Here is a 20,395-nt window from a genome sequence, read left to right as displayed (position 1 = left end):
GTTGGCGTTGCGCGGGCGTTCGTCGGAGACAAGGCAAGAGGGGCGGCGGTCGCCACTGGCCTCGCTGGCCCGGTGGGCGGCGATGGCGCTGGCGTTTGTGGCGATGGTCGCGTTCGGGGCGGTGCTGGCCCGCGCGACGCTGGCGCCGTCGTACGCCTCTGAGGGTCTCGCTCACGCGAACCTGCACCCGGGCGCCTCGCTGCGCCAGTACTACGAGCGGTACACGGTCGCGGGCGCCGTACGGCAGGTCGGGGGGAACGTGCTGCTGGGCATGCCCTTCGGCGTGCTGCTCCCGGTGCTGGCACCGAAGGCGCGCGGGGCGCTGCGCGTGGTGGTGACGACGGGCCTGGTGATGATCCTCGTGGAGCTGGCGCAGGGGGCGGTGGTGCAGGGCCGCGCCTTCGACATCGATGACGTGATCATGAACACCACCGGTGCCCTGCTGGGTTACCTGCTCTTCGGGCGCCGCCTCGGCCGGGCCGTGCACGCCGTCCCCCCGGCGGCCCCCGCCCAGGCCCCGGCCCCGGCGGCGAAGCCCACGGGCGGCACGAGGACGTCGAGGATCACGAAGGTTTTCGGGACCCGCGGGAGCGGCACGGCCGGGACGTCGGGGAAGCCCGGGAGGTCCGGTAGGACGACGAAGGCCGGCAAGGGCGCCAAGGCCGCGCAGACGGCGCCCCGCAAGTCCTTCCTGTCCTTCGGGACGGTGCGCCGCAAGGCCGCCCGGCGCTCCTGAACAGGGCCCGGAAACCCTCCCGGGCCACCTGGCGCTCCGCCGCTGGTACGTCCCTGACCAGCGGCGGAGCCGCATGGAGTGCGTCACATCCGAGCCGGAAAGGCTTTCCCCCGAGCACGACCCTTTGTTACACAGGGTGGATTCATCCCCGATTGCCCCGGGAGCGAGCGACATGAACGACGACGACGTCCCGGACCGCCTCCACGCGTTCGAGCTGGACTTCACCGACCACGAGACCCGCCGCCGGGCCGAGGTCCTCGCCGCCCTCGGCGACGACTGGGACCCGGTCGCCGTGCTGCGCGAGGAGGACGCGGCGTACCGGCTGCTCTACTCCGGCCTCGACGACGAGCAGGAGGCGGTGTACCGCACGCTCGTGGCGGCCGGCGTGCTGCCGCCCCGTGAGGGGTCCGAGGAGGACGACGGTGCTGCTTCCGATTGATCCCACGGCCGACCCCGGCCGCCGGGCGTGGGTCCCCTGCCCGCGCTGCGAGGACCACCGGGAGTGCGCCACCTGCGCCGCGGGCCGCAACTGCCCCGACCACTGGCGCTACTTGCTGTCGAACAAGGGGCCCGTGGTGCATCTGCAGTGCCCCGGCTGCACCCACATGTGGGCCTGGGACTCCGGTTTCGGCGCGCACCACCGCAACGGGGCCTGAACACCGCGCGGCCGGGCCGTCCCCGGCAGGCGGCGGCCAGCCTGGTGTGCGAGGCTCGGGGTGTGGGCTGCCCCCGTCCGCGGGGAGCAACCGCGGACCCCTCAGGGAGGCGATCATGGAAACCGATGCCCTGACGGCCGGCACCCTGCGAGCACTGCGCGCGACCAGGCCGTATCCGGCGGTGTCGCTGACCATGCCGACGCATCGGCGCGAACCGGACAACGCCCAGGACGCCGTACGGCTGCGCAATCTGCTCGCCGAGGCCGAGCGCCGGATCGAGCACGATCCGGAGGCGTCCCGCCGTTCGCGGATGGCCATCAAGACGCAGCTGAAGGCCGCCGCCGCCGAAGTGGACCTGCGCTACTCGCTGGACGGGCTCGTCATGTACGCCACGGAGCGGGACCACCAGATCTGGACGCTGCCCCGGGCCGTCCCCGAGCGGGTGGTGCTCAGCGACAGCTTCCTGACCCGCAACCTGGTCGCCGCGAAGGCCAGGGCCCTCCCGTACTGGGTGCTCACGGTGGCGGCCGACCGGGCGACCCTGTGGAGCGGCAGCGGCCAGTCGCTGCACCCCCAGGACGCGCAGGGCTTCCCCATGGAGCCGGACCCCGTGCAGTGGGACCCGGAGCGGCAGGAGCAGGTCGGGGACCACCCGAGCACCTTCCGGGACGAGGAGACGCGGCGCTTCCTGCGGTCCGTCGACGGCGCCCTCGCCTCCCTCCTGGCCGCCGATGGCCGGCCGCTGTACCTGGTGGGCCTGCCGGACGCGGTCGCCCTGCTCAAGGAGGTCGGCACCGCCGCGGACGCCGCGGTGGCCGTCGTGCACAAGGGCGGCCTGGCGAACGGCCCCGCGCAGACGCTCCTCCAGGAACTCGCCCCGGCGCAGAGGGAGTTCGCCGAGCGGGAGACGGAAAGGACCGGCCGCAGGCTGGTGGACGCCCGTAGCCGCAGGACCTTCGCGGCGGGGCTGGACGAGGTGTGGGAGTCCGTGTGCGAGGGCCGTGCCGAACTCGTCGTGGTCGAGGAGGACTTCCAGCGCACGGTACGCCTGAGTGACGGTCACCTCACTCCGGTGGACGGTGACGGCCCGGAGGCGGGCGGCTTCGAGGACGGCATCCGCGAGGACATCGTGGACGAGTTGGTCGAGGCGGCGCTCGACAAGGGCGCCGAGGTCCGCTTCGTGGCGCCGGACAGCCTCGCCGAGCACGACCGGATCGCGGCGGTGCTGCGCTACTGAGCCCCCGCCAGGACGCCACCCGGGTCCGCTGTCGGCGGCGCGGCCCGGGTGACGCGTGCCAGGGTGCCAGGGGGTCGGTGAGCGGTCAGGACGCCTCGGCGGCGGCCTTGATCCGCTGCCCGAACGCCGGGGCGTCCTTGCGTGCGGCGCTCAGGGCCAGACCCACCAGCAGCTTCCCGAGACCGTGCCCCTCCAGGTGGTTGAAGATCCGCACCCGGGTGGTGGTCTCGGACACCGGCTGCAGGTCGTAACCGCCCTCGGCGGTGACCAGGTTCTTCGACTGCTCGGTCCAGCGGATCCGGTTGGGCGGGTCGAACTCGGTGATCCGGAACTCCCGGTGGGACTTCATCCCGGCGTCCTTCACGACGCTGGTGAACACCGTGCCGACCGCCGTCGGGGCGTCGGGCGTGCGCAGGATCTCCTGCACCCGGGGGCTGAACTTGGGGTCGTTGCGCCCGTCGGCGAGGAAGGCGAAGACCTCCGCCACAGGACGGTCGACCTCGACGACCGCCTCGAATTGACCGCCCATGTCGCTCCTTGATGGCTCGTTGGATCGTCGGCTGCGCCGACCCGGCCACGATAGAGCGCCTCGCCACCCCGGGCACCTCCGCGCGTTCCGGATCGGCGCCGCACGCGGTGAGCGCTGCGGCTCCCCCGCACGTATGGAAGGCCGGGTCCCCTCTCGGGCCCGCGGCAGTCGATGCCGGTGACCTGCAGGTACGGAAGCGGATGTAGGGGGCACGTTGAGGCGCACACGGCGTCAGGTGCAGCGCGCGCTGCGGCTCGTGGCCGTCGCGGGAGTGGTCTGCGGCGGAGTGATGATGTCGCAGGCCTTCGGGGCGGCCCCCGACGGCACGCGGACCGGGAGCGGCAGCCAGGTGCTGGACGCCCCGGACGGCGCGCAGGGCGGGCAGGGCACGGCGGACGCCGCGGGCCTGGCCAGAGACCTGGCGGCGCGCCTCGGCGACGCCCGGACCGGCGGGAGCTGGGTGGACGCCGAGGGCCGCCCGGTGGTCGCCGTGACGGACCGGGACACCGCGGCCGAGGTCGCCAGGGCGGGCGCCCGGGCGGAGGTCGTCCGCTACAGCATGCGCGACCTGAAGGACGCGGCCGGCGAACTGCGCGAGGCCCCCCGCGTGCCCGGAACCGCCTGGTCGGTCGATCCGGTCTCCAACGAGGTCCTGGTGCTGGCCGACAGCACGGTCTCCGCCGACGAGTGGGCGCGCCTGCAGTCCGTCGCGGACGGCATCGGCGGGCAGGTCCGCATGGAGCGCACCGCGGCCGACTTCACGACCAGGACCGCGGGGGCCGCACCGATCCTGACCCGGGGCAGCCGCTGTTCCGCAGGCTTCAACGTCACCAACGGGACGACCGACTTCATCCTGACGGCCGGTCACTGCGGCCCGCCGGGCACCGCCTGGTTCGCCGACAACCAGGGGACCAGGCCCGTCGGCACCACCGTCTCGACCTCCTTCCCCGGCGGCGACTTCTCGCTCGTGCAGTACCAGAACGACGGATCGGACCACAGCAGCGTCGTCGGGGTCGGCGCGGGCCGCGTGGTCCGGATCACCGGCGCAGCCGACCCGTTCGTGGGGCAGGAGGTCTTCCGCAGCGGCAGCACCTCGGGGCTGCACTCCGGTCAGGTGACCGGGCTGAACGCGACGGTCAACTACCCCGAGGGGACGGTCAGCGGGCTCATACAGACCTCCGTGTGCGCCGAGCCCGGCGACAGCGGCGGCCCGTTGTTCGCGCAGGGCTTCGCGCTCGGGATCACCTCGGGCGGCAGCGGCGACTGCACGGCGGGCGGCATCACGTTCTTCCAGCCGGTGAACTCGGCGATGGCGGCGCTCGGCGTGAGCCTGCCGCGCGCCACGGACAGCGGTGACGCCCCGGCGCCGGCCGCCGGTGGCGACGCGCCGGGCGCGGCGCCGGCCGCCTCCGCCGGTGCGCCCACCCGTGAGGCGGGCGGGGGCGCGGGGGGCGGCTCCGGCGGCACAGGCGGCTCCGGCAACGGTCAGGGCGGGCAGCAGGCGGCCCCGGGGGCCCCTGCCGCCCCGACGGCGCCGGGTGGTGCGCCGGTCTACCCGGGCACCGCGAGCGATCAGACGTCGCTGGGCGCGATCGGCAGCGGGGGCGGCATCGGCCCCGGTCTGCTGATCGTCGCCGTCAGCTGCCTCGCTTTCCTGGCCACGCGGTGGATCCGTCCCGCCGCGGGAGCCGGCGGGGGCTACGGCCCAGGAGGCTGGGACTGACCGGGCGCCACGAGCGGGCCGGGGCGGAGGATCATGGAGGTATGACCAGCTCACCTCGCGCCCGCGCCTTCGACCGGGCCGCCGGACGGTACGCCGCGAACCGTCCCTCGTACCCGCCGGCCCTCCTCGACGCCGTGGAGGAGCTGGCGGGGCACCGGCTGCACGGTGCCCTGGTCGCCGACGTGGGCGCGGGGACCGGCATCGCCACCGCGCTGCTGCACCAGCGCGGCGCCCGGGTGGTGGCCGTGGAGCCGGGCGACGGCATGGCCGCGGAGCTGCGCCGCAACCTGCCGGACGTCGCCCTGGTGCGCGGGGACGGCGACCGGCTGCCACTGGCCTCCGGCGCCTTCGACTTCGTGACGTACGCGCAGGCCTGGCACTGGACCGATCCGCGGCGGTCGGTGCCGGAGGCGCTGCGGGTGCTGCGGCCGGGCGGCGCGTTCGCGCTGTGGCGCAACGACCCCGACGTGTCGGTGCCGTGGATCGCCGGCGAGCAGGACCGGCTGGGCGGCTTCTTCGGGAAGCTGTCCCATCCCCGCTCGGGGCGGCTGCCGGGCGGGCCGGGTTTCGCCGAGCACCGGCTGCCGTGGTCCCGGCGGGTGCCCGTCGAGGTGCACCTGGCGAACGTCGGCACCCAGTCGGCCTTCCTGGTGCTCGGCGAGGAACGCGCCGGCGCCTTCCTCGCCGCCGAACGGGAGCGCCTGCTGCGGCACTTCCCGGACGGCGTGGTCGAGGAGAACTACGTCGTGACCTTGGTCCTCGCGGTCCGCTGACGCGCGGCCCGGCCGGCCCCGGACGCCCCGGGCCGCCCGCGGTTGATCAGGACGACGCCCGCGATGCCGATCGCCCCGCCCGCCAGTTCGGTGGGCCGGGGGATCTCGCCGAGCCACACGAAGGCGACGAGGAGGGCCACCGGCGGTACGAGGTACAGCGCCGCCGTCGAGGTCGCGAGGCTGAGCCGGGCGACCGCGTACCCCCAGATCACGAAACCCAGCGCGGACGGCAGCAGGCCGAGGTAGACCGCCGAGGCGAGGGCCGGGCCGGGGGCGTGGGCCGCCGCCCGCACGGTGCCGGGGGCGAGTGGCAGCAGCATCAGGGTGCCGGCCCACATGGCGTAGCAGGCCACCTCCAGTCCGGTGTGGCGGCGCAGCAGCGGTTTGGTGGCGGCGTGGTAGACGCCCTGGACGACGGCGGCGCCGAGGACGACGAGCGCGCCCGCGGTGAAGTGCGCGCCGCCGCGGGCGAGGGCGATGACGGCGGCCCCACCGATCGCCACGAGGCTGCCCGCCACGACGGTGCGGGTCAGCGGTTCGCCGAGGAAGGCCGTCGCGAGGAACACGCTGAAGGCGGGGGCGATGGCGACCAGCAGGCTGGCGGTGCCCGCGGGGACGTGAACCTCGCCCCAGTTGAGCAGCAGTTGGTACGCGGCCATGCCGGTCAGGCCGCACAACGCGATGAGCGGCAGGTCGCGCCGCCGTGGCCGGCGGACGCCGAGCAGGGGTGCGGCCACGGCGAGCGCGGCGGACGCCACGGCCAGCCGCAGGAAGGACAGACCGGCGACCCCCAGCCCCTCCAGGCCGACGCGGATGGCGGGGAACGCCGAGGCCCACAGCACGACGGTGCCGGCGAGGGCGAGGACACGGGGCGAGGGGGCGGGAGGCTTCACGTGTCCCACTGTCCCGACTAGGATGGAAAAGATCCAGTTACCCTTTCTTCCGAAAACGAGAAGGTGGGCTTTATGCTCGACGTCCGCCGGCTGCGCCTGCTGCGGGCCTTCTCGGTGCACGGCACGGTCGCCGCGACCGCCGAGGCACTGCATCTGACCGGCCCCGCCGTCTCCCAGCAACTCGCCGCGCTGGAGCGGGAGACCGGGGTCCCGGTCCTGGAGAAGCGGGGCCGCACGCTGCGGCTGACCCCGGCCGGGCGACTGCTGGTGGAGCACGCGGAGGTGATCCTCGGCGATCTCGCCTCCGCCGAGGCCGCGTTGGACAGGCTCCGCGGGGGCGCCGGCGGCCCCGTCCGCGTCGCCGCCTTCCCGTCCGCGGCGCGCACCCTGATGCCGGAGGTGTGGCGGCTGCTCGCCGGCGGGGATGCCGGTGCGTCGACCGGGCTGAGGATCGCCGAGCACGAACCCGCCGCGGCGGTGGAGCTGCTGCGGCGCCGTGAGGCCGACATCGCCGTCGTCCACGCGTACAGCCTGCTCCCGCGCGAGGTGCCCGCCGGCTGCGAGCAGCACCATCTGATGGAGGACCCGGTGCTGCTCGCCGTTCCTCCCGCGCTCGCCGCCGAACACGGCCTGGGCCCGGGCGAGGCCCTCGACCTGGCGCTCCTCGCCGGGCAGGAATGGCTCATGCCCGGACCGGACACCTCCTGCCACGAGCTGACCCGGCGGGCCTGCGGCGCGGCCGGATTCGTGCCCCGGCCGGTGGCGCTGGCCAGTGACTTCTCGGTGCTCACCGCCCTCGTCGCGGCCGGTGCGGGTGTCGCGCTCGTCCCTCGGCTGGCACTGCCCGCCGCCCTGGACGGCGTCAGCCTGCACCCGCCCGCGCACCCGGTGACCCGTACGGTCTCGGCGCTGCTGGCCGCCGGCACCGCCGGGCAGCCGCCCTTGCGCCGCGTGCTGGAGTGTCTGGTGGCCGCGGCGGGGCGGCACGCCTAGCGTGGGCGGAGCGGCAGCGGGGACCGCCCGGCACAGGAACCGAGGGAGCACGCATGAAGAGCGCAGATCTGCTCGCCGACGCCTTCGGCAGGATCCAGGAGACCGTGCACGAGGCCGTCGACGGCATGCCCCTGGACGGCCTGCACGCGCGGCCCGACGAGGGGGCGAACTCGATCGCCTGGCTGATCTGGCACCTGACGCGCATTCAGGACGACCATGTGGCCGGCGTCGCGGGCACCGGGCAGCTGTGGACCGACGGCGGCTGGGCCGACCGCTTCGGCCTGCCCTTCGCGCCGTACGACACCGGGTACGGCCACCGCCCCAAGGACGTCGCCGCGCTGCGCGTCGCGTCGGGCGAGCTGCTGACCGGCTACCACGACGCGGTGTACGAGCACACCCTGGGCTACCTGCGGACGCTCCGCGAGACGGACTTCCCACGCGTCGTCGACACCAGCTGGGATCCGCCGGTGACGCTGGCGGTACGGCTGGTCAGCGTGGTGTCGGACGACCTGCAGCACGCCGGGCAGGCCGCGTTCCTGCGCGGCTGCGTGGAACGCGGCGCGCTCTAGCGGCGGTCAGGCGCCCGCTCAGACGCCCGGTCAGACGCCCGGTCCGGCGTCGGCCCGGTCGTACTGCAGCAGCACGACCCCGTTGCCGAAGGTCTGGGTCCCGGCGAGCCGGAGGGCGGTGAGCGTGCCGGCGTCGGGGAAGACCGGCCTGCCCCGGCCCAGCACGACCGGGTGGACGTAGATCCGGTACTCGTCGACCAGTCCCAGCCGCAGGAACGAGGCGGCGAGGTCGGCACCGCCGAGCACCAGGTCGCCGCCCGGCCGCGCCTTGAGCTCCAGGACCTCCTCGGCGACGACGTCGCGCACGATCGTGGTGTTCCACTCGGCCCGCTCCAGCGTCCGCGAGTACACGAACTTCGGCATGTCGCGCCAGATCCCGGCGAACTCCGCCTCGGCGGGGCTGCTCTGCGGGTCGGCGTCGGCCGTGGGCCAGTAGGCGGCCATGAGCTCGTGGGTGACGCGGCCGCTCAGAAAGGCGCCCATCGTCTTCAGCCGCTCGTTCATGTGGAGGTGCAGTTCCTCGTCCACGCGGTGCCAGTCGATCTCACGGTCGGGCCCCTCGAAGTAGCCGTCGAGGGACACCGCCATCTGCAGGATGATCTTTCGCACGGGGGTCCTCCCCTGGGTTGCCTACGACCCACCGGACGATACGCCCCCGGGGTCGCCGGGGACGCCCTTCACGGGCGCGCTCCGGAGGCGCCGGAGGTGGTCCCCGCCGGTTCCCCGACGGCGCTGAGCGGGGCAGCCAGGGACTCCAGGCTGCGCCGCTCGGCGCGTACCCCGATGGCCGCCTCGACCAGGCCCGCGAGGGTCATCAGGGCGGCGCCGAGGCAGAAGGCGAGGGTGGTGTCGCCGGGCTCGCCGCTGCCGACCAGGCCGTTGAAGAGCAGGGGGCCGGTGATGCCGCCGAGGGCGGTGCCGACGGCGTAGAAGAAGGCGATGCACAGCGCACGGGTCTCCAGCGGGAAGATCTCGCTGACCGTCAGGTAGGCCGCGCTGGCTCCCGCGGAGGCGAGGAACAGCACCGCGGTCCAGCAGGCCGTCATGGTGACCGCGCTGAGTGCGCCCTGCTGGAACAGCCAGGCGGTGCCGAACAGGAGCAGGCCGGAGCCGACGTAGCTGCCGGTGATCATCGGCTTGCGGCCCACGGAGTCGAAGAGGTGACCGAGCAGCAGCGGGCCGAGGAAGTTGCCGACCGCGATGACGGCGAAGTAGTAGCCGGTGTCACCGTTCGGCACGTCGAAGAAGGTGGTGAGGATGACCGCGTAGCCGAAGGTGACGGCGTTGTAGAGGAAGGCCTGGCCGGAGAAGAGCGCGAGACCGAGCAGCGTGCGGCGCGGGTACTCGCGGGTGACGGTGCGGGCGATGGTGAGGAAACCCAGTTCGCCGCGGGGGCGGATGAGGATGCTCTCGCCCGGCTCCGGCAGGGGCTTGCCGCTCTCCTCGGCCACCGTGCGCTCGACGTCGGCGACCAGGCGCTCGGCCTCCTCCGCCCGTCCGTGGGTGAACAACCAGCGCGGGCTCTCCGGCACGTGACGGCGCACCAGCAGGATGACCAGGCCCAGGACGACGCCGATGCCGAAGGCGAGCCGCCAGCCGACGTCACCGGCGAACAGCGAGGTGTCCAGCAGGGCGATGGACGCGAACGCGCCCACGGCGGCGCCGATCCAGAAGCTGCCGTTGATGATCAGGTCGATCCGGCCGCGCACCCGGGCGGGGATCAGCTCGTCGATCGCCGAGTTGATGGCGGCGTACTCGCCGCCGATGCCGAAGCCGGTGAAGAAGCGGCACAGGATGAAGAACCAGGCGGTCCACGACACCGCGGTGACCGCCGTGGCCGCGAGGTAGACGGCCAGGGTCACCATGAACAGCTTCTTGCGGCCGAGCCGGTCGGTCAGCCTGCCGAAGAACAGCGCGCCCAGGCAGGCCCCCGCGACGTACACCGCGGCCGCCAGCGTGGTGACCTGGGCGGTGCTGATGTCGATGCCGCTGCCCTGCTCGGCCAGCCGGCCCGCCATGTTGCCGACGATGGTGACCTCGAGGCCGTCGAGGATCCACACGGTGCCCAGGCCGATGACGATGCGCCAGTGCCAGCGGGTCCACGGCAACCGGTCCAGCCGGGCCGGCACATCGGTCCGCAACGCTCCCGGCGGGTCGGCATGAGCCGTCGACGCTGACATGGTCACCTCCGTGAACGAGCCGTTCTGTCCGGAAGCGCGCCTTCCCCCGCCGGGGGCGTTCATGCTGCGGGCGGTCAGCCGTAGAAGTTGCGCTCCCAGCGGTGCCGGGCCAGGACCGCGAGTTGTTCCGGCGTCAGGGGCCGGCCGTCGCTCAACGCGGTGTTCCGCTCGACGTTGCGCACCGACCGCATGCCGGGGATGACGGTGGAGACCGCGGGGGCGCTCAGCACGAACCGCAGGGCGGTCTCCGCGATGTCGTCGGGGTCGATGCCGAGGTCGGCGACAATGGCGTCCACGCGGCGCTCCACCTGCGCGGGGCGGTCGTCACGGAAGTAGCGGTTGCGGAAGTCCCCTTCGGGGAAGGTGGTTCCGGCGGTGATCCGGCCGGTCAGGCCGCCCTCGTCGAGGGCCACCCGGACGATGACGCCGACGCCCTGCTCCTGGCAGGCGGGGAGCAGCGCGTCCGCCGGTGCCTGGTCGAAGACGTTGTAGACCACCTGCACCGTGTCCACGAGCCCGCTGCGGACCAGGGCGAGGGCGTTGTCCGGCTCGTGGTCGTTGACCGACACCCCGAAGAGCCGGATCTTGCCCTCCTTCTTCAGGTCGGCGACGGTCTCCGCCCAGTCCCCGCGGCCGACCCACTCGTCGCTCCAGACGTGGAACTGGAGCACGTCGAAGTGGTCGAGCCCGGCGGCCCGCAGGCTGGTCTCGAGGCTCTCGCGGATGTGGTCGCCGGGGAACGCCTCCGCCGGGTCCACGCCGTCGGGGGCGGGCCACAGGCGGTTCTTCGGCGGCACCTTGGTGGCCACGAGGATCTCGTCACCGGCCCGGGCGCGGTCGCGGACGACCCGTCCGACGATGCGCTCGCTCTCGCCGTAGCCGCGGGCGGTGTCGATGAGGTTCACCCCGAGGTCGACGGCCCGGTTCAGGGCGCGCAGCGACTCGTCCTCGGTCGCGCCCACCCACGCGGACTCGCCGATCCCCCAGGCTCCGTAGTCGATCTCCGACACCCGCAGCCCGCTGCGTCCCAGGTCCCGGTAGCGCACAGTCGTCCTCCACTCGTGCCGTCACCCGCGGAGCGGTCTCCGCAGCCACGACGATAGGCGACCGGCCGGCACAAGGTCGTCAGGGTTCCTTCGCGGCGCCGTCGGCGGTGACCGCGCATACCCCAACGGAGCCCGGGGCGCGGCGCGTTCGGCGATTCCGGGCCTTCGGCCCACCCGCGGGTCCTAGCGTGGCCGGCCCAGTACGAATGACGGGGGGGGGGAGAACAGGGGGACCGCTGTGCCGAACCCGTCCGGCGGAGGACCGCCGCGGCGCCGCATGATCGAGCCGACGCGCATCATCACCGCGCGGGAGACGCCCGGAGGGCCGGACGAGCCGTGGGAGGAGTCCCTCGGCCTCTTCCGCCCCGCCGGCGGTGCCGCCCCGCCCCGGGAGGGCGGCCCTGACACCCAGGCGCTGCCCCGCACCGGACCGCCTCCGCGACGGGCCGCGCCTCAGGCCGCGGACCCCCGGGCCGCGGATCCCCGGGCCGGGACCAGGACGGCACCGCCCCGGCGCTCCCCCGCCACCCGGCGCGCGCTGCGCGTCGCGCTGCTCACCGGCACCGGCGGCGCCGCCGGATTCGCGCTCGCCCTCGCCCTCGCCCTGTTCTCCCCCGGCGTCCTCCACCCCGGTACCCCGCAGGGCGCCGCCCCCGCCTCCCCCGCCGCACCCGGCTCGCCCGGTGCGGGCGCGATCGGCGGGGTGCTCCGGCAGGGCGACACCGGACCGGCCGTCAGCGAGCTCCAGGCCCGGCTGCTGCGGATCCCGGACGTCTACGCGGACGGTGCCGTCGACGGCCGCTTCGACGGGCGCCTCGCCGCGGCCGTCGCCCGTTTCCAGGTCTGGTACGGCGTCCGCGGCGACGAGAGCGGTGAGTACGGCGACGCCACGCGCCGCGACCTGGAGTCCCGTACGTCGCTCGCCTCGGGCTGAAGGCGCCGCCGGGCGGGCCCGCCTGGCGGCGCCTTCGCGACAGGTGAGGCGGCCGAACGCCTTATAGATTGGTTGCGTGGCCCTGCCGGACACGGGGGACGACGAGCACGCCGTGGCGACACCGCAGATCGACTACGCGGCGCTGTTCGCGGCGACCCCGAGCCCGTACCTGGTACTGGACGCGGCGCTGGTGATCGTGGGCGTCAACCAGGCGTACCTGGCGGCGACCAAACGCACCCGGGACGACCTGATCGGCCAGTACATCTTCGACGCGTTCCCCGACAACCCGGACGACCCGCTGGCCGACGGGGTGCGCAACCTCAGCGCCTCCCTGCAGCGGGCCCTGACCTGCCGCGAGCCCGACACGATGGCGCTGCAGAAGTACGACATCCCGGTGATGGACGATCCCGGGAGGTTCGAGGAGCGCTGGTGGAGCCCGATCAACACCCCTGTCCTCGGGCCGGACGGCACCGTCGCATGGATCATCCACCGGGTGGAGGACGTGACCTCGTTCGTCCAGGCCCGCCGCCACCGGCACGGGCTGCAGGGCTCGGAGCTGAGCGAGCGGGAGCAGGCGATGGAGGCCGAGCTGTACGCGCGGGCCCGGGAGCTGCAGCGCCTCAACGACCAGCTGCGCGAGGCCCACGCCCGCGAACGGCAGGTCGCCCTCACGTTGCAGGAGGCCATGCTCCACTCGCCGGACCTGCACCAGCACGAGGATATCGCGGTGCGCTACCTGCCGGCCGCGGGCTCGCTCAACGTGTGCGGCGACTGGTACGACGTGGTCAACCTCTCGCCGAACCGCTACGCGGTGGCGGTCGGCGACGTCGTGGGCCACGGCCTGGAGGCCGCCAGCGTCATGGGGATGCTGCGCAGCGCGCTGAGCGCGGCCATGCGCACCGTCGACGGTCCCGCCAAGGCCCTGGAGGTCGTCGGCCTCTACGCCCGCTGCGTCGAAGGTGCCGTGGCCACCACCGTCGTCAGCGCGCTGATCGACAAGGAGCGGCGCACGATCAGCTACAGCAGCGCCGGGCATCCGCCGCCCGTGCTGCTCCACGGCGACGGCACCTGCGAACTGCTGGACCAGGCCACCGACCCGCCCCTGGGTGCCCGCCCCGCCCACGTCGCCCGGCCGCAGGCGGCCTTGACGTACCGCCCGGGGGACACGCTGGTGCTCTACACCGACGGCCTGATCGAGCGCCGCAGGGAGGACATCTACACGGGCCTGGCCCGGCTGACCTCCGCGCTCGCCGATACCCCCGGGCTCGGCGCCGAGCGGCTCGCGGACGCCCTGCTGGCCCGGCTCGGCGTCACCGGAGGCGCGGCCGACGACATCGCGCTGGTCACCGTGCGCCTGTGAGGCGCGGGCGGGGCAGGACCGCGCGGTGGCCGGGCGGTCCTGCCCCGCCTACCGTGATCTGAAGGGGTCCGGCGTGTCGTGGACCTGAGGAACGAGGAGGCCGCGGGTGCCCGGTCGCGGTGCGCGGGAGTGGCTGCGGGCCCGTGATTCGGGCCTCCGCGCGGTGCGCCGTTCGGTGCGGGTGACCCTCGTGGCGTGCCTGAGCTTCTACGTCGCGCGCTACGGCTTCGGCCAGCCGGTCGTCGCGATCTACGCCCTCTTCGGCGCCGTGGCCTCCGGTGGCCTGTCCTACGTGCCCGGTACGCCGGTCGAGCGCGCCCGCACGCTGGTGGCCGCGCTGCCGGTGGCCGCGCTGCTCATCGCCCTGGGCACGGCACTGGCCGTCAGCGACTGGACGGCGGCGCTGGGGATGCTCGGGGTCGGGTTCGCGGTGTCGTACGCGGGGGTGGGCGGGCCCAAGCTGGTGGGGCTCGCCAACGGGCTGCAGCTGTTCTACATCCTGCCGTGCTTCCCCCCGTACCAGCCGGAGTCGCTGGGCCTGCGCCTGTGCGGTCTGGTGGTCGGCGTGCTGCTGATGGCCGCCGCCGAGGTGTGGGTGTGGCCGGATCCGTCACCGGGCCGCTACCAGGACCGGCTCGCCCACGCGTGCGAGACCGCGGCGAAGGCCCTGCGGTCACTGGCGCTCGAGCCGCCGGTGGTGACCGAGCGGCTGGAAAGCCTGCTGGGGACGGCGCAGCAGCTGCGCATGAGCCACGTGCCGAAGGACGAGCGCCCGGCGTCTGCGGGGGCACGCGACCGGGCCCTGTGCCAGGGGGCCGCGTACCTGCGGCACCTGCTGGCGCAGACCGGGCAGTTGGCCGAGGACGCGGCGGAGCGCACACCGGCCCCCGACCCCGCCCGGTCGCGGATGCTGCTGGCCTCGGCCACCGCCTGCCACAGTGCCGCCCGGGCGCTGAAGGGCGAGGCCCCGGCGCCCCTGGTCGCCCCGTGCGCGGCCGCCGCGGCGGCCTTCGAGGAGCACCGGGCCCGCCGGCCGGTGTCCGGGGGGACCTCCGCCTCGACGGTGCGGGACGGGGCGATCGCGCTCGACATCGCGTACACCGCGGCCTTCCTGGTCACCTCCGTGCGGATCGCGCTCGGCTCGCCGGTGCCGCCCGACACGACACGGCCCGAGGAGCGGCTGGGGCCGTTCTGGTACGCGGGGCAGTCGCCCGTCGCCCTGTACGGGCACCGGATGCGGGCCCATCTCACGCCGCGCTCGGTCTACTTCCAGAACGCCGTGCGCATCGCACTGGCCCTCGCCGCGGCGCGCCTGATCGCGGGCGGGCTCGACCTGTCGCACGGCTTCTGGGCGCTCCTGACCACGCTGACGGTGATGCGCACCAGCGCCGCCGGCACCCGTACGACCGTGGTCCCCGCGGTGCGCGGCACGCTGGTGGGGGCCGGGGTGGCCGCGCTGCTGCTGTTGCTCGTGGGCGACCACACGCCGGTGTACGCGGTCATGATGGCGCCCGTGTTCTTCCTCGCGTTCACGGCGGGGCCGGTGCTCGGTCTCGGCTGGGGCCAGGCGTTCTTCACGGTCGCGGTGGCCTCGGCCTTCACACAGATCGCCCCCTCGGGTCCTGAACTCGCCGCGTTCCGGATCGCGGACGTGGTGACGGGTGCGCTGACCGGCATCGTCGTCGGGCTGCTGGCCTGGCCGCGGGGCGGCACGGGCGAGCTGGGGCGGGCCTGTTCGCGGCTGCTGGACCAGGGCACCCTGGCGGTCACCCGGATCACCGAGTGCATCACCGGGACCGGGACGGTGGGCGACGCGCTGTCCAGGGCCCGGCTCGCCCAGCTGATCGCGGAGGCCAGCTACGCGCAGTTCGCCACCGAACGCGACGCCCCCGGTGCGGGACCCGCGCTGCCGACGGACTTCCAGGCGATCATGCTGGCCGGGAACCGGGTCCTCACCATGGGGCAGACCCTCGTCGACCACTGCCCGCCGGGCGCGCTGGCCGCGTGGCCGCTCAGCGCCGCGCACCTGCGCGACGCGGCCCACCATCTGCGGCTGACCACACTGCCGCTGACGTACGACCTGCGCTCGGGCACGATGCGTCCGGCGCCCGCCGAGTCCCCGCGACGGAGCGTGCCGACGGACCGCACGGTCATCGCGGACGTCTGCGCCGCCTCGGGCGGCCGGGCACCGGACCCGCTGCTGTACTACGCCGTCGACGCCGCGATCTGGCTGGCCAGCCTGCAGCGGGTGGTCACCGCGATCAGCAGGCCGGCGGAAGATCCGGCAGCAAGGCCGGGTTGACGACCGCGAGGATCGTGGCCACGTCCTCGCGGGGCACCGCCGGCCACAGGATCGCCCGGGCCCCCCGGTACTTGGCGGCCAGCCGCAGCCGCTGCGCCTCGTCGAGGCGCGCGGCCCGGTCCGGGTGGCTGTTGTGGGCGTTGTCGGCGATCTTCACCAGGGCCGCGTCCCGGTTGGCGGCGATCCGGCGCAGTTCGTCCTCGTAGGGCACGCCCGGCTGGTTGGTGACCTGCTCGACGATGCCGACGACCCGCTCCGGGACGCCGGCGGCGCGCAGCCGGCCGGCGGTCCAGGGGGTGTCCTCGATGGCGTCGTGCAGGAGTGCGGCCATCTGCAGGTCCGGCCCGAAGGCGGCGAGGCCCGCCGCGACCGCCCGGACGTGCTCGATGTAGGGCACGCCGATGCGGTCGGTCTGGCCCTCGTGCGCCAGGCGTGCCAGGGCCTCGGTGGCGGCCACGCTGTTCACCCTCATGGCAGCCCATCCTCGGGGGCGCCGGGCGGGCCGGTCCAGCCTCAGGCCAGCGTGGCGAGCAGGCGCTCGGCCAGCGGGCCGGAGGAGGCCGGGTTCTGACCGGTAATCAGGTTGCGGTCGGTCACCACGTGGGGCGTCCACGGCTCGCCTTCCTGGAAGTCCGCGCCGAGGGCGACCAGACGGTCCTGCAGGAGCCAGGGGGCACGGCCGGCGAGCCCTCCCTGGGTCTCCTCGGCGTTGGTGAAGCCGGTCAGCCGGTAGCCCGCGAACGGCCAGCCGCCGTCAGCGCGTTCGGCGGCGAGCAGGGCCGCGGGACCGTGGCAGACGACGCCGAGCGGCTTGCCCGAGTCGAGCGCGGCGGTCAGCAGGCGGCCGGAGACCGGGTCGACGGCGAGGTCCTCCATCGGCCCGTGCCCGCCGGGGTAGAACACGGCGGCGTAGTCGTCGAGGTCCGCCTCCTCCAGCTTGATCGGGCGCCGCAGCACCGTCATCGCCTCCAGTTCCCCGGCGAGGGCCCGGGCACCCTCCTCCCCGCCGTTGAACTCGGCGGCCAGGCTCCCCCGGTCCACGGCCGGCACGACGCCGCCCGGGGTGGCCACCACGACCTCGTGGCCCGCGGCGGTGAGGATCCGGTACGGGGTCGCGGCCTCCTCGGCCCAGAAGCCGGTGGGGTGCTCGGTGCCGTCGGACAGCGTCCAGGACGAGGCGCCGGTCAGGACGAACAGGATCTTCGCCATGTCAGGTCTCCTTGGTGTGCTCGGTTGCCACCGGACCGCGTCGGAGCGGGCCGGACGGCTCGACGGTAGGGCGGACCTCCCATTGGCATCCAATAGGATCGCCATCATGAGCCATACGGTTTCCAATGGGTCGCCGGGAATACGCCCGGGGCACGGGGGCGGGGGCCCGGGAGGGGGGTCGCTGGACCTTGCGCTGCTGCGCACCTTCCTGGCGGTGCACCGCGCCGGTTCCTTCACCGCGGCCGCGCGGCTCCTGGGGCTCTCCCAGCCGACGGTGACGACCCAGATCCGTACGCTCGAAGGCCAACTGGACCGAGAGCTCTTCGAGCGGCTGCCACGTGGCGTCGCCGCCACGCCCTTCGCCGACGAGCTCGCCGGACGGGTGGCCGAGCCGCTCGACGCGCTGGCCGCCGTCGCCGGCCGCGGGCACGGCGACGCGGACCTGCCCGCCGAGCCGGTCCGCCTCGGCGGCCCCGCGGAGCTGCTGTGCGAGCGCGCGCTGCCCGCGCTCGCACCGCTCGTCGAGCGCGGCGTACGGCTGCGGATCGGCACCGGGCTCACCGACGTCCTGCTGGAGTCGCTGCGGGCCGGGCAGCACGACCTGGTGATCTCCACGCACCGCCCGCGCGGGCGCCTGCTCAGCGCCGTGCCCCTGATGGACGAGGAGTTCGTGCTGGTGGCCGCCCCGTCCCGGGCCGCCCGGCTGGACGTGGCCTCCGGCGGGCCCGGCGCGCTGAGCGGCGTCCCGCTCGTCTCGTACGCCGAGGACCTGCCGATCGCGCGCCGCTACTGGCGCCATGTGTTCGGCCTCCGTCTCACCGGCCACGCCGCCGTGACCGTCCCGGACCTGCGCGGCGTGCTCGCCACCGTCGCCGCGGGCGCGGGCTTCACCGTCCTCCCCCGCTACCTGTGCGCGGCGGCCCTGGCGGACGGCACCGTGGTCCCGCTGCTCGACCCCGACGACCCGCCCATCAACACCGCCTACCTCGTCCAGCGCCCGGGCGCCGACCACCACCCGCACCTCGGCCTCGTCCGCGACCTGCTGCTGCGCGAGGCCCGCGCCTGGTGAGGCGCGGCGCCGCCCGGGGCGCATGCTTGAGTCTCCCGCGGCGGGAGACCCCAGGATGGCGGACATGGACGACGACACCCTCCACACCATCGGTGACCTGGCCCGGCTAACCGGTCTGACCGTGAAGACCATCCGGTACTGGTCGGACACCGGAGTGGTGCCGCCGACCGATCGGACACCCGCCGGCTACCGGCTCTACGACCGGGCCGCGCTGGACCGTCTGGCCCTCGTGCGCACGCTGCGCGACCTCGGCATCGACCTCGCGGCCGTCCACTCCATCCTGGACAGGAAGGTCACCGTCGCCGAGGTCGCCGCTGCCCACGCCGAGGCGCTGGAGGTGCAGATCCGCACCCTGCGGGTCCGCCAGGCGGTGCTGCGGACGGTCGCGGGGCGCGGGGCCTCACCACAGGAGACGGAACTGATGCACCGACTCGCCACCCTCTCGGACCGTGAACGCCGCCGCCTCGTCGACGAGTTCGTCGACGACGTCGTGAGCGGCATCGACGTCGACCCCGGTTTCCCGGCCATGATGCGCGCCGCGATGCCCGAACTCCCCGACGAGGCCTCGCCGGAGCAGGTGAGCGCCTGGGTGGAGTTGGCCGAGCTGATCCAGGACGAGGACTTCAGGGCCGGCGTCCGCCGCGCCGTCGCCGACCAGAGCCGCGCCCTCGCGAAGGGCGGTCAGCCGGACCCGGCGGCGGCCCGCCGGACGGCCGAGTTGCTGCGGGAGCGCGCGGGCGGCGCCGTGGCGGCGGGCATCGGCCCGGCATCACCGGCGGCCCGTCCTGTCGTGGAGGAACTCGTCCGCGCGTACGCGGAGTTGTCCGGCCGGGCGGACGGCCCGCAGTTCCGGGGATGGCTGGCCGAGCGGCTGGAGATCTCCCACGACTCCCGTTACGAGCGCTACTGGCAGTTGCTGGCGCGGGTGGGCGGGCAGGAGGCGCCGCCCGCGCTGGCCCCGGCGGTGGCGTGGCTGACGGCCGCCCTGCGGACGGGATGAGGCCGGGCGTCGCGGGCCGTCAGCGTTCCTCGGCGACGCGAGCCCGCTGCCGCAGGACTTCGGCGGCCCGCCGGCACCAGTCCCGGTTGCCCTCCTCGAAGGCCAGGCCCCGCAGGCAGGTGAGGTAGGGGCCGACGCGGCGGCCGCGACCGAGGAACTCCTCCTCGGTGCGGCCGCCGCGCATCCGCGCGAGGAGCCGTTCGAACAGTTCGATCTTGGCGTCGGCGAAGGCGGCCCGCTCGCCGAGCCGGGCGATCAGCTCCCCGGCGTCGACCACGTCCGCGGCCTGCACCGCCACGAGCAGGTCGTCGCGGATGAAGGAGGGTTTGCCGACCGCCGCCGCGAACCGTTCCAGCTCGGCGACCCCGCCCTCGGTGACGTGGAAGAGGCGCTTGTTGGGCCGGCTGTCCTGCACGACCTCACGGCCCGCGATCAGCCCCTCCTTCTCGAGCCTGGTCAGTTCGGCGTAGAGCTGCTGCGGCAGGGCGTGCCAGAAGTTCGCCACCCCGATGTCGAACGCCTTCGTCAGCTCGTAGCCGCTGAGTTCCCCGTCCAGGAGTGCGGCCAGGACCGCGTGCCGCAGGGCCATCCCGGCTCCCCTTCCGTCCGTCGTCACGTCTGTCCCGCCGTGCCGTGCTCTTCCGTGTGACCGCTCCTCATGATACTCAAGAAACTGAGTAATCAATTTTCTGAGTGTCGACGTCCGGAGCCGGACGACCAGGAGGAGCCATGACAGCCGCCGACCGCTTCCGGTCCGCCGTCGAGCGCCGCGATCTCAGCGCGCTGGACGAACTGTTCCACGACGACATCCGCCTCTACAGCCCGGTGAAGTTCACCCCGTTCGAGGGCAAGCCCATGGTGCTGGGGCTCTTCGGCGTCCTGCTGCGCACCTTCGAGGACTTCCACTACGTGGGGACCCTCGACGGCACGGTCGAGACGAGCGCCGACGGCACCGAGGCACCGTCGACGGTGCTGGTGTTCCGTGCCACCGTGGGCGGCAAGAGCATCCACGGCATCGACCTGCTGCAGGTCGACGAGGCGGGCCTGGTCAAGGAGTTCACCGTGATGGTGCGCCCGCAGTCCGCGGTGCACGCGCTCGGGGAGGCCGTCCTGGCCGGCCTCGTCGCCGACGGGCTCGTACCGGCCCCGTAGGGCGAGGGCCCGGCGCCGGTAAGGCGGCGCCGCC

Annotated in this window: 22 protein-coding genes; 14 read left to right on the top strand and 8 right to left on the bottom strand. The window is 74.3% G+C overall.

Translation table 11 applies throughout. The annotated features are described in order from the left end of the window. The first annotated feature begins 82 nt into the window (after positions 1-82). The 4 genes from PV410_RS12220 (at position 83) to PV410_RS12205 (ending at position 2,629) form a co-directional block, all read left to right on the top strand. On the top strand, positions 83-736 hold the full coding sequence (locus PV410_RS12220) for a VanZ family protein (protein ID WP_500324105.1): 654 nt from the start codon (positions 83-85) through the stop codon (positions 734-736). A gap of 172 nt (positions 737-908) precedes the next feature. After that, positions 909-1,175 (top strand): DUF6400 family protein, encoded by a 267-nt coding sequence (locus tag PV410_RS12215; protein ID WP_500324104.1) that lies wholly within the window; start codon positions 909-911, stop codon positions 1,173-1,175. Continuing rightward, positions 1,162-1,392 (top strand): hypothetical protein, encoded by a 231-nt coding sequence (locus PV410_RS12210; protein WP_500324247.1) that lies wholly within the window; start codon positions 1,162-1,164, stop codon positions 1,390-1,392. Before PV410_RS12215 ends, PV410_RS12210 begins: the two co-directional genes overlap by 14 nt. 115 nt (positions 1,393-1,507) lie before the next feature. Continuing rightward, the gene (locus PV410_RS12205) at positions 1,508-2,629 is read left to right on the top strand and encodes a baeRF3 domain-containing protein (protein WP_499509536.1); all 1,122 of its coding nucleotides are present in this window, start codon (positions 1,508-1,510) and stop codon (positions 2,627-2,629) included. Between the two features lie 85 nt (positions 2,630-2,714). Here the strand turns inward: PV410_RS12205 and PV410_RS12200 are convergent, their stop codons facing one another. Further along, a complete protein-coding gene (locus PV410_RS12200) occupies positions 2,715-3,158 on the bottom strand; it encodes an SRPBCC family protein (protein WP_500324103.1) in 444 nt (147 codons plus the stop codon). 214 nt (positions 3,159-3,372) lie between these two features. Between PV410_RS12200 and PV410_RS12195 the strand changes: the two genes are divergently transcribed. Together PV410_RS12195 and PV410_RS12190 are read left to right on the top strand one after the other, a co-directional pair. Continuing rightward, positions 3,373-4,881 (top strand): S1 family peptidase, encoded by a 1,509-nt coding sequence (locus tag PV410_RS12195; protein WP_500324102.1) that lies wholly within the window; start codon positions 3,373-3,375, stop codon positions 4,879-4,881. 41 nt (positions 4,882-4,922) lie between these two features. After that, positions 4,923-5,654, top strand: a complete 732-nt coding sequence (locus tag PV410_RS12190) for a class I SAM-dependent methyltransferase (RefSeq protein ID WP_500324101.1) — start codon at positions 4,923-4,925, stop codon at positions 5,652-5,654. Here the strand turns inward: PV410_RS12190 and PV410_RS12185 are convergent. After that, positions 5,621-6,547, bottom strand: coding sequence for a DMT family transporter (locus PV410_RS12185; RefSeq protein ID WP_500324100.1), 927 nt, complete (start codon positions 6,545-6,547; stop codon positions 5,621-5,623). The genes PV410_RS12190 and PV410_RS12185 overlap by 34 nt on opposite strands. A 72-nt stretch (positions 6,548-6,619) precedes the next feature. On the opposite strand from PV410_RS12185, the gene PV410_RS12180 reads away from it, so the two are divergent. Both PV410_RS12180 and PV410_RS12175 read left to right on the top strand, forming a co-directional pair. After that, on the top strand, positions 6,620-7,540 hold the full coding sequence (locus tag PV410_RS12180; protein WP_500324099.1) for a LysR substrate-binding domain-containing protein: 921 nt from the start codon (positions 6,620-6,622) through the stop codon (positions 7,538-7,540). Positions 7,541-7,593: 53 nt separating this feature from the next. Next, positions 7,594-8,109 carry a mycothiol transferase gene (locus PV410_RS12175; protein ID WP_500324098.1) on the top strand — a complete coding sequence of 172 codons (516 nt, stop codon included), beginning with the start codon at positions 7,594-7,596 and terminating at the stop codon, positions 8,107-8,109. Between the two features lie 30 nt (positions 8,110-8,139). Here PV410_RS12175 and PV410_RS12170 read toward each other — a convergent pair whose 3' ends face one another. The 3 genes from PV410_RS12170 to PV410_RS12160 all read right to left on the bottom strand — a co-directional run bounded on the left by PV410_RS12170 (position 8,140) and on the right by PV410_RS12160 (position 11,335). Continuing rightward, the gene (locus tag PV410_RS12170; RefSeq protein ID WP_500324097.1) at positions 8,140-8,718 is read right to left on the bottom strand and encodes a dihydrofolate reductase family protein; all 579 of its coding nucleotides are present in this window, start codon (positions 8,716-8,718) and stop codon (positions 8,140-8,142) included. A gap of 68 nt (positions 8,719-8,786) precedes the next feature. Then, positions 8,787-10,289 (bottom strand): MFS transporter, encoded by a 1,503-nt coding sequence (locus PV410_RS12165; protein ID WP_500324096.1) that lies wholly within the window; start codon positions 10,287-10,289, stop codon positions 8,787-8,789. 74 nt (positions 10,290-10,363) lie between these two features. Then, positions 10,364-11,335 carry an aldo/keto reductase gene (locus PV410_RS12160; protein ID WP_500324095.1) on the bottom strand — a complete coding sequence of 324 codons (972 nt, stop codon included), beginning with the start codon at positions 11,333-11,335 and terminating at the stop codon, positions 10,364-10,366. A gap of 277 nt (positions 11,336-11,612) precedes the next feature. On the opposite strand from PV410_RS12160, the gene PV410_RS12155 reads away from it, so the two are divergent. The 3 genes from PV410_RS12155 (at position 11,613) to PV410_RS12145 (ending at position 15,931) form a co-directional block, all read left to right on the top strand. Next, on the top strand, positions 11,613-12,269 hold the full coding sequence (locus PV410_RS12155; protein WP_500324094.1) for a peptidoglycan-binding domain-containing protein: 657 nt from the start codon (positions 11,613-11,615) through the stop codon (positions 12,267-12,269). 76 nt (positions 12,270-12,345) lie between these two features. Then, positions 12,346-13,629 carry a PP2C family protein-serine/threonine phosphatase gene (locus tag PV410_RS12150; RefSeq protein ID WP_500324093.1) on the top strand — a complete coding sequence of 428 codons (1,284 nt, stop codon included), beginning with the start codon at positions 12,346-12,348 and terminating at the stop codon, positions 13,627-13,629. A 106-nt stretch (positions 13,630-13,735) separates the two neighbouring features. Continuing rightward, a complete protein-coding gene (locus PV410_RS12145) occupies positions 13,736-15,931 on the top strand; it encodes an FUSC family protein (protein WP_500324092.1) in 2,196 nt (731 codons plus the stop codon). Here PV410_RS12145 and PV410_RS12140 read toward each other — a convergent pair. Together PV410_RS12140 and PV410_RS12135 are read right to left on the bottom strand one after the other, a co-directional pair. Then, positions 15,891-16,403, bottom strand: coding sequence for an HD domain-containing protein (locus tag PV410_RS12140; protein ID WP_500324091.1), 513 nt, complete (start codon positions 16,401-16,403; stop codon positions 15,891-15,893). The genes PV410_RS12145 and PV410_RS12140 overlap by 41 nt on opposite strands. Before the next feature lie 41 nt (positions 16,404-16,444). Next, positions 16,445-17,140: a type 1 glutamine amidotransferase domain-containing protein gene (locus PV410_RS12135; protein WP_500324090.1), complete on the bottom strand. Its 696-nt coding sequence runs from the start codon at positions 17,138-17,140 to the stop codon at positions 16,445-16,447. 106 nt (positions 17,141-17,246) lie between these two features. On the opposite strand from PV410_RS12135, the gene PV410_RS12130 reads away from it, so the two are divergent. Then, positions 17,247-18,209 carry a LysR family transcriptional regulator gene (locus PV410_RS12130; RefSeq protein ID WP_500324089.1) on the top strand — a complete coding sequence of 321 codons (963 nt, stop codon included), beginning with the start codon at positions 17,247-17,249 and terminating at the stop codon, positions 18,207-18,209. A 64-nt stretch (positions 18,210-18,273) separates the two neighbouring features. Further along, the gene (locus PV410_RS12125) at positions 18,274-19,209 is read left to right on the top strand and encodes a MerR family transcriptional regulator (RefSeq protein WP_500324088.1); all 936 of its coding nucleotides are present in this window, start codon (positions 18,274-18,276) and stop codon (positions 19,207-19,209) included. A 19-nt stretch (positions 19,210-19,228) separates the two neighbouring features. Here PV410_RS12125 and PV410_RS12120 read toward each other — a convergent pair whose 3' ends face one another. Further along, on the bottom strand, positions 19,229-19,798 hold the full coding sequence (locus tag PV410_RS12120; protein ID WP_500324087.1) for a PadR family transcriptional regulator: 570 nt from the start codon (positions 19,796-19,798) through the stop codon (positions 19,229-19,231). 140 nt (positions 19,799-19,938) lie between these two features. On the opposite strand from PV410_RS12120, the gene PV410_RS12115 reads away from it, so the two are divergent. Further along, positions 19,939-20,361 carry a nuclear transport factor 2 family protein gene (locus PV410_RS12115; protein ID WP_500324086.1) on the top strand — a complete coding sequence of 141 codons (423 nt, stop codon included), beginning with the start codon at positions 19,939-19,941 and terminating at the stop codon, positions 20,359-20,361. The last annotated feature ends 34 nt before the right edge of the window (positions 20,362-20,395 follow it).

The sequence above is a fragment of the Streptomyces sp. PA03-5A genome (assembly GCF_033792725.1).
In the GTDB taxonomy this organism is placed as follows: Bacteria; Actinomycetota; Actinomycetes; order Streptomycetales; family Streptomycetaceae; genus Actinacidiphila.
This window is presented reverse-complemented; position numbering and strand designations above follow the sequence as displayed.

Coding starts and splice junctions, on each gene's coding strand:
- PV410_RS12180 (WP_500324099.1), top strand. CDS start 6,620: ATGCTCGACGTCCGCCGGCTGCGCCTGCTGCGGGCCTTCTCGGTGCAC.
- PV410_RS12215 (WP_500324104.1), top strand. CDS start 909: ATGAACGACGACGACGTCCCGGACCGCCTCCACGCGTTCGAGCTGGAC.
- PV410_RS12155 (WP_500324094.1), top strand. CDS start 11,613: ATGATCGAGCCGACGCGCATCATCACCGCGCGGGAGACGCCCGGAGGG.
- PV410_RS12190 (WP_500324101.1), top strand. CDS start 4,923: ATGACCAGCTCACCTCGCGCCCGCGCCTTCGACCGGGCCGCCGGACGG.
- PV410_RS12165 (WP_500324096.1), bottom strand. CDS start 10,289: ATGTCAGCGTCGACGGCTCATGCCGACCCGCCGGGAGCGTTGCGGACC.
- PV410_RS12175 (WP_500324098.1), top strand. CDS start 7,594: ATGAAGAGCGCAGATCTGCTCGCCGACGCCTTCGGCAGGATCCAGGAG.
- PV410_RS12125 (WP_500324088.1), top strand. CDS start 18,274: ATGGACGACGACACCCTCCACACCATCGGTGACCTGGCCCGGCTAACC.
- PV410_RS12120 (WP_500324087.1), bottom strand. CDS start 19,798: ATGGCCCTGCGGCACGCGGTCCTGGCCGCACTCCTGGACGGGGAACTC.
- PV410_RS12130 (WP_500324089.1), top strand. CDS start 17,247: ATGAGCCATACGGTTTCCAATGGGTCGCCGGGAATACGCCCGGGGCAC.
- PV410_RS12115 (WP_500324086.1), top strand. CDS start 19,939: ATGACAGCCGCCGACCGCTTCCGGTCCGCCGTCGAGCGCCGCGATCTC.
- PV410_RS12205 (WP_499509536.1), top strand. CDS start 1,508: ATGGAAACCGATGCCCTGACGGCCGGCACCCTGCGAGCACTGCGCGCG.
- PV410_RS12135 (WP_500324090.1), bottom strand. CDS start 17,140: ATGGCGAAGATCCTGTTCGTCCTGACCGGCGCCTCGTCCTGGACGCTG.
- PV410_RS12140 (WP_500324091.1), bottom strand. CDS start 16,403: ATGAGGGTGAACAGCGTGGCCGCCACCGAGGCCCTGGCACGCCTGGCG.
- PV410_RS12220 (WP_500324105.1), top strand. CDS start 83: ATGGCGCTGGCGTTTGTGGCGATGGTCGCGTTCGGGGCGGTGCTGGCC.
- PV410_RS12200 (WP_500324103.1), bottom strand. CDS start 3,158: ATGGGCGGTCAATTCGAGGCGGTCGTCGAGGTCGACCGTCCTGTGGCG.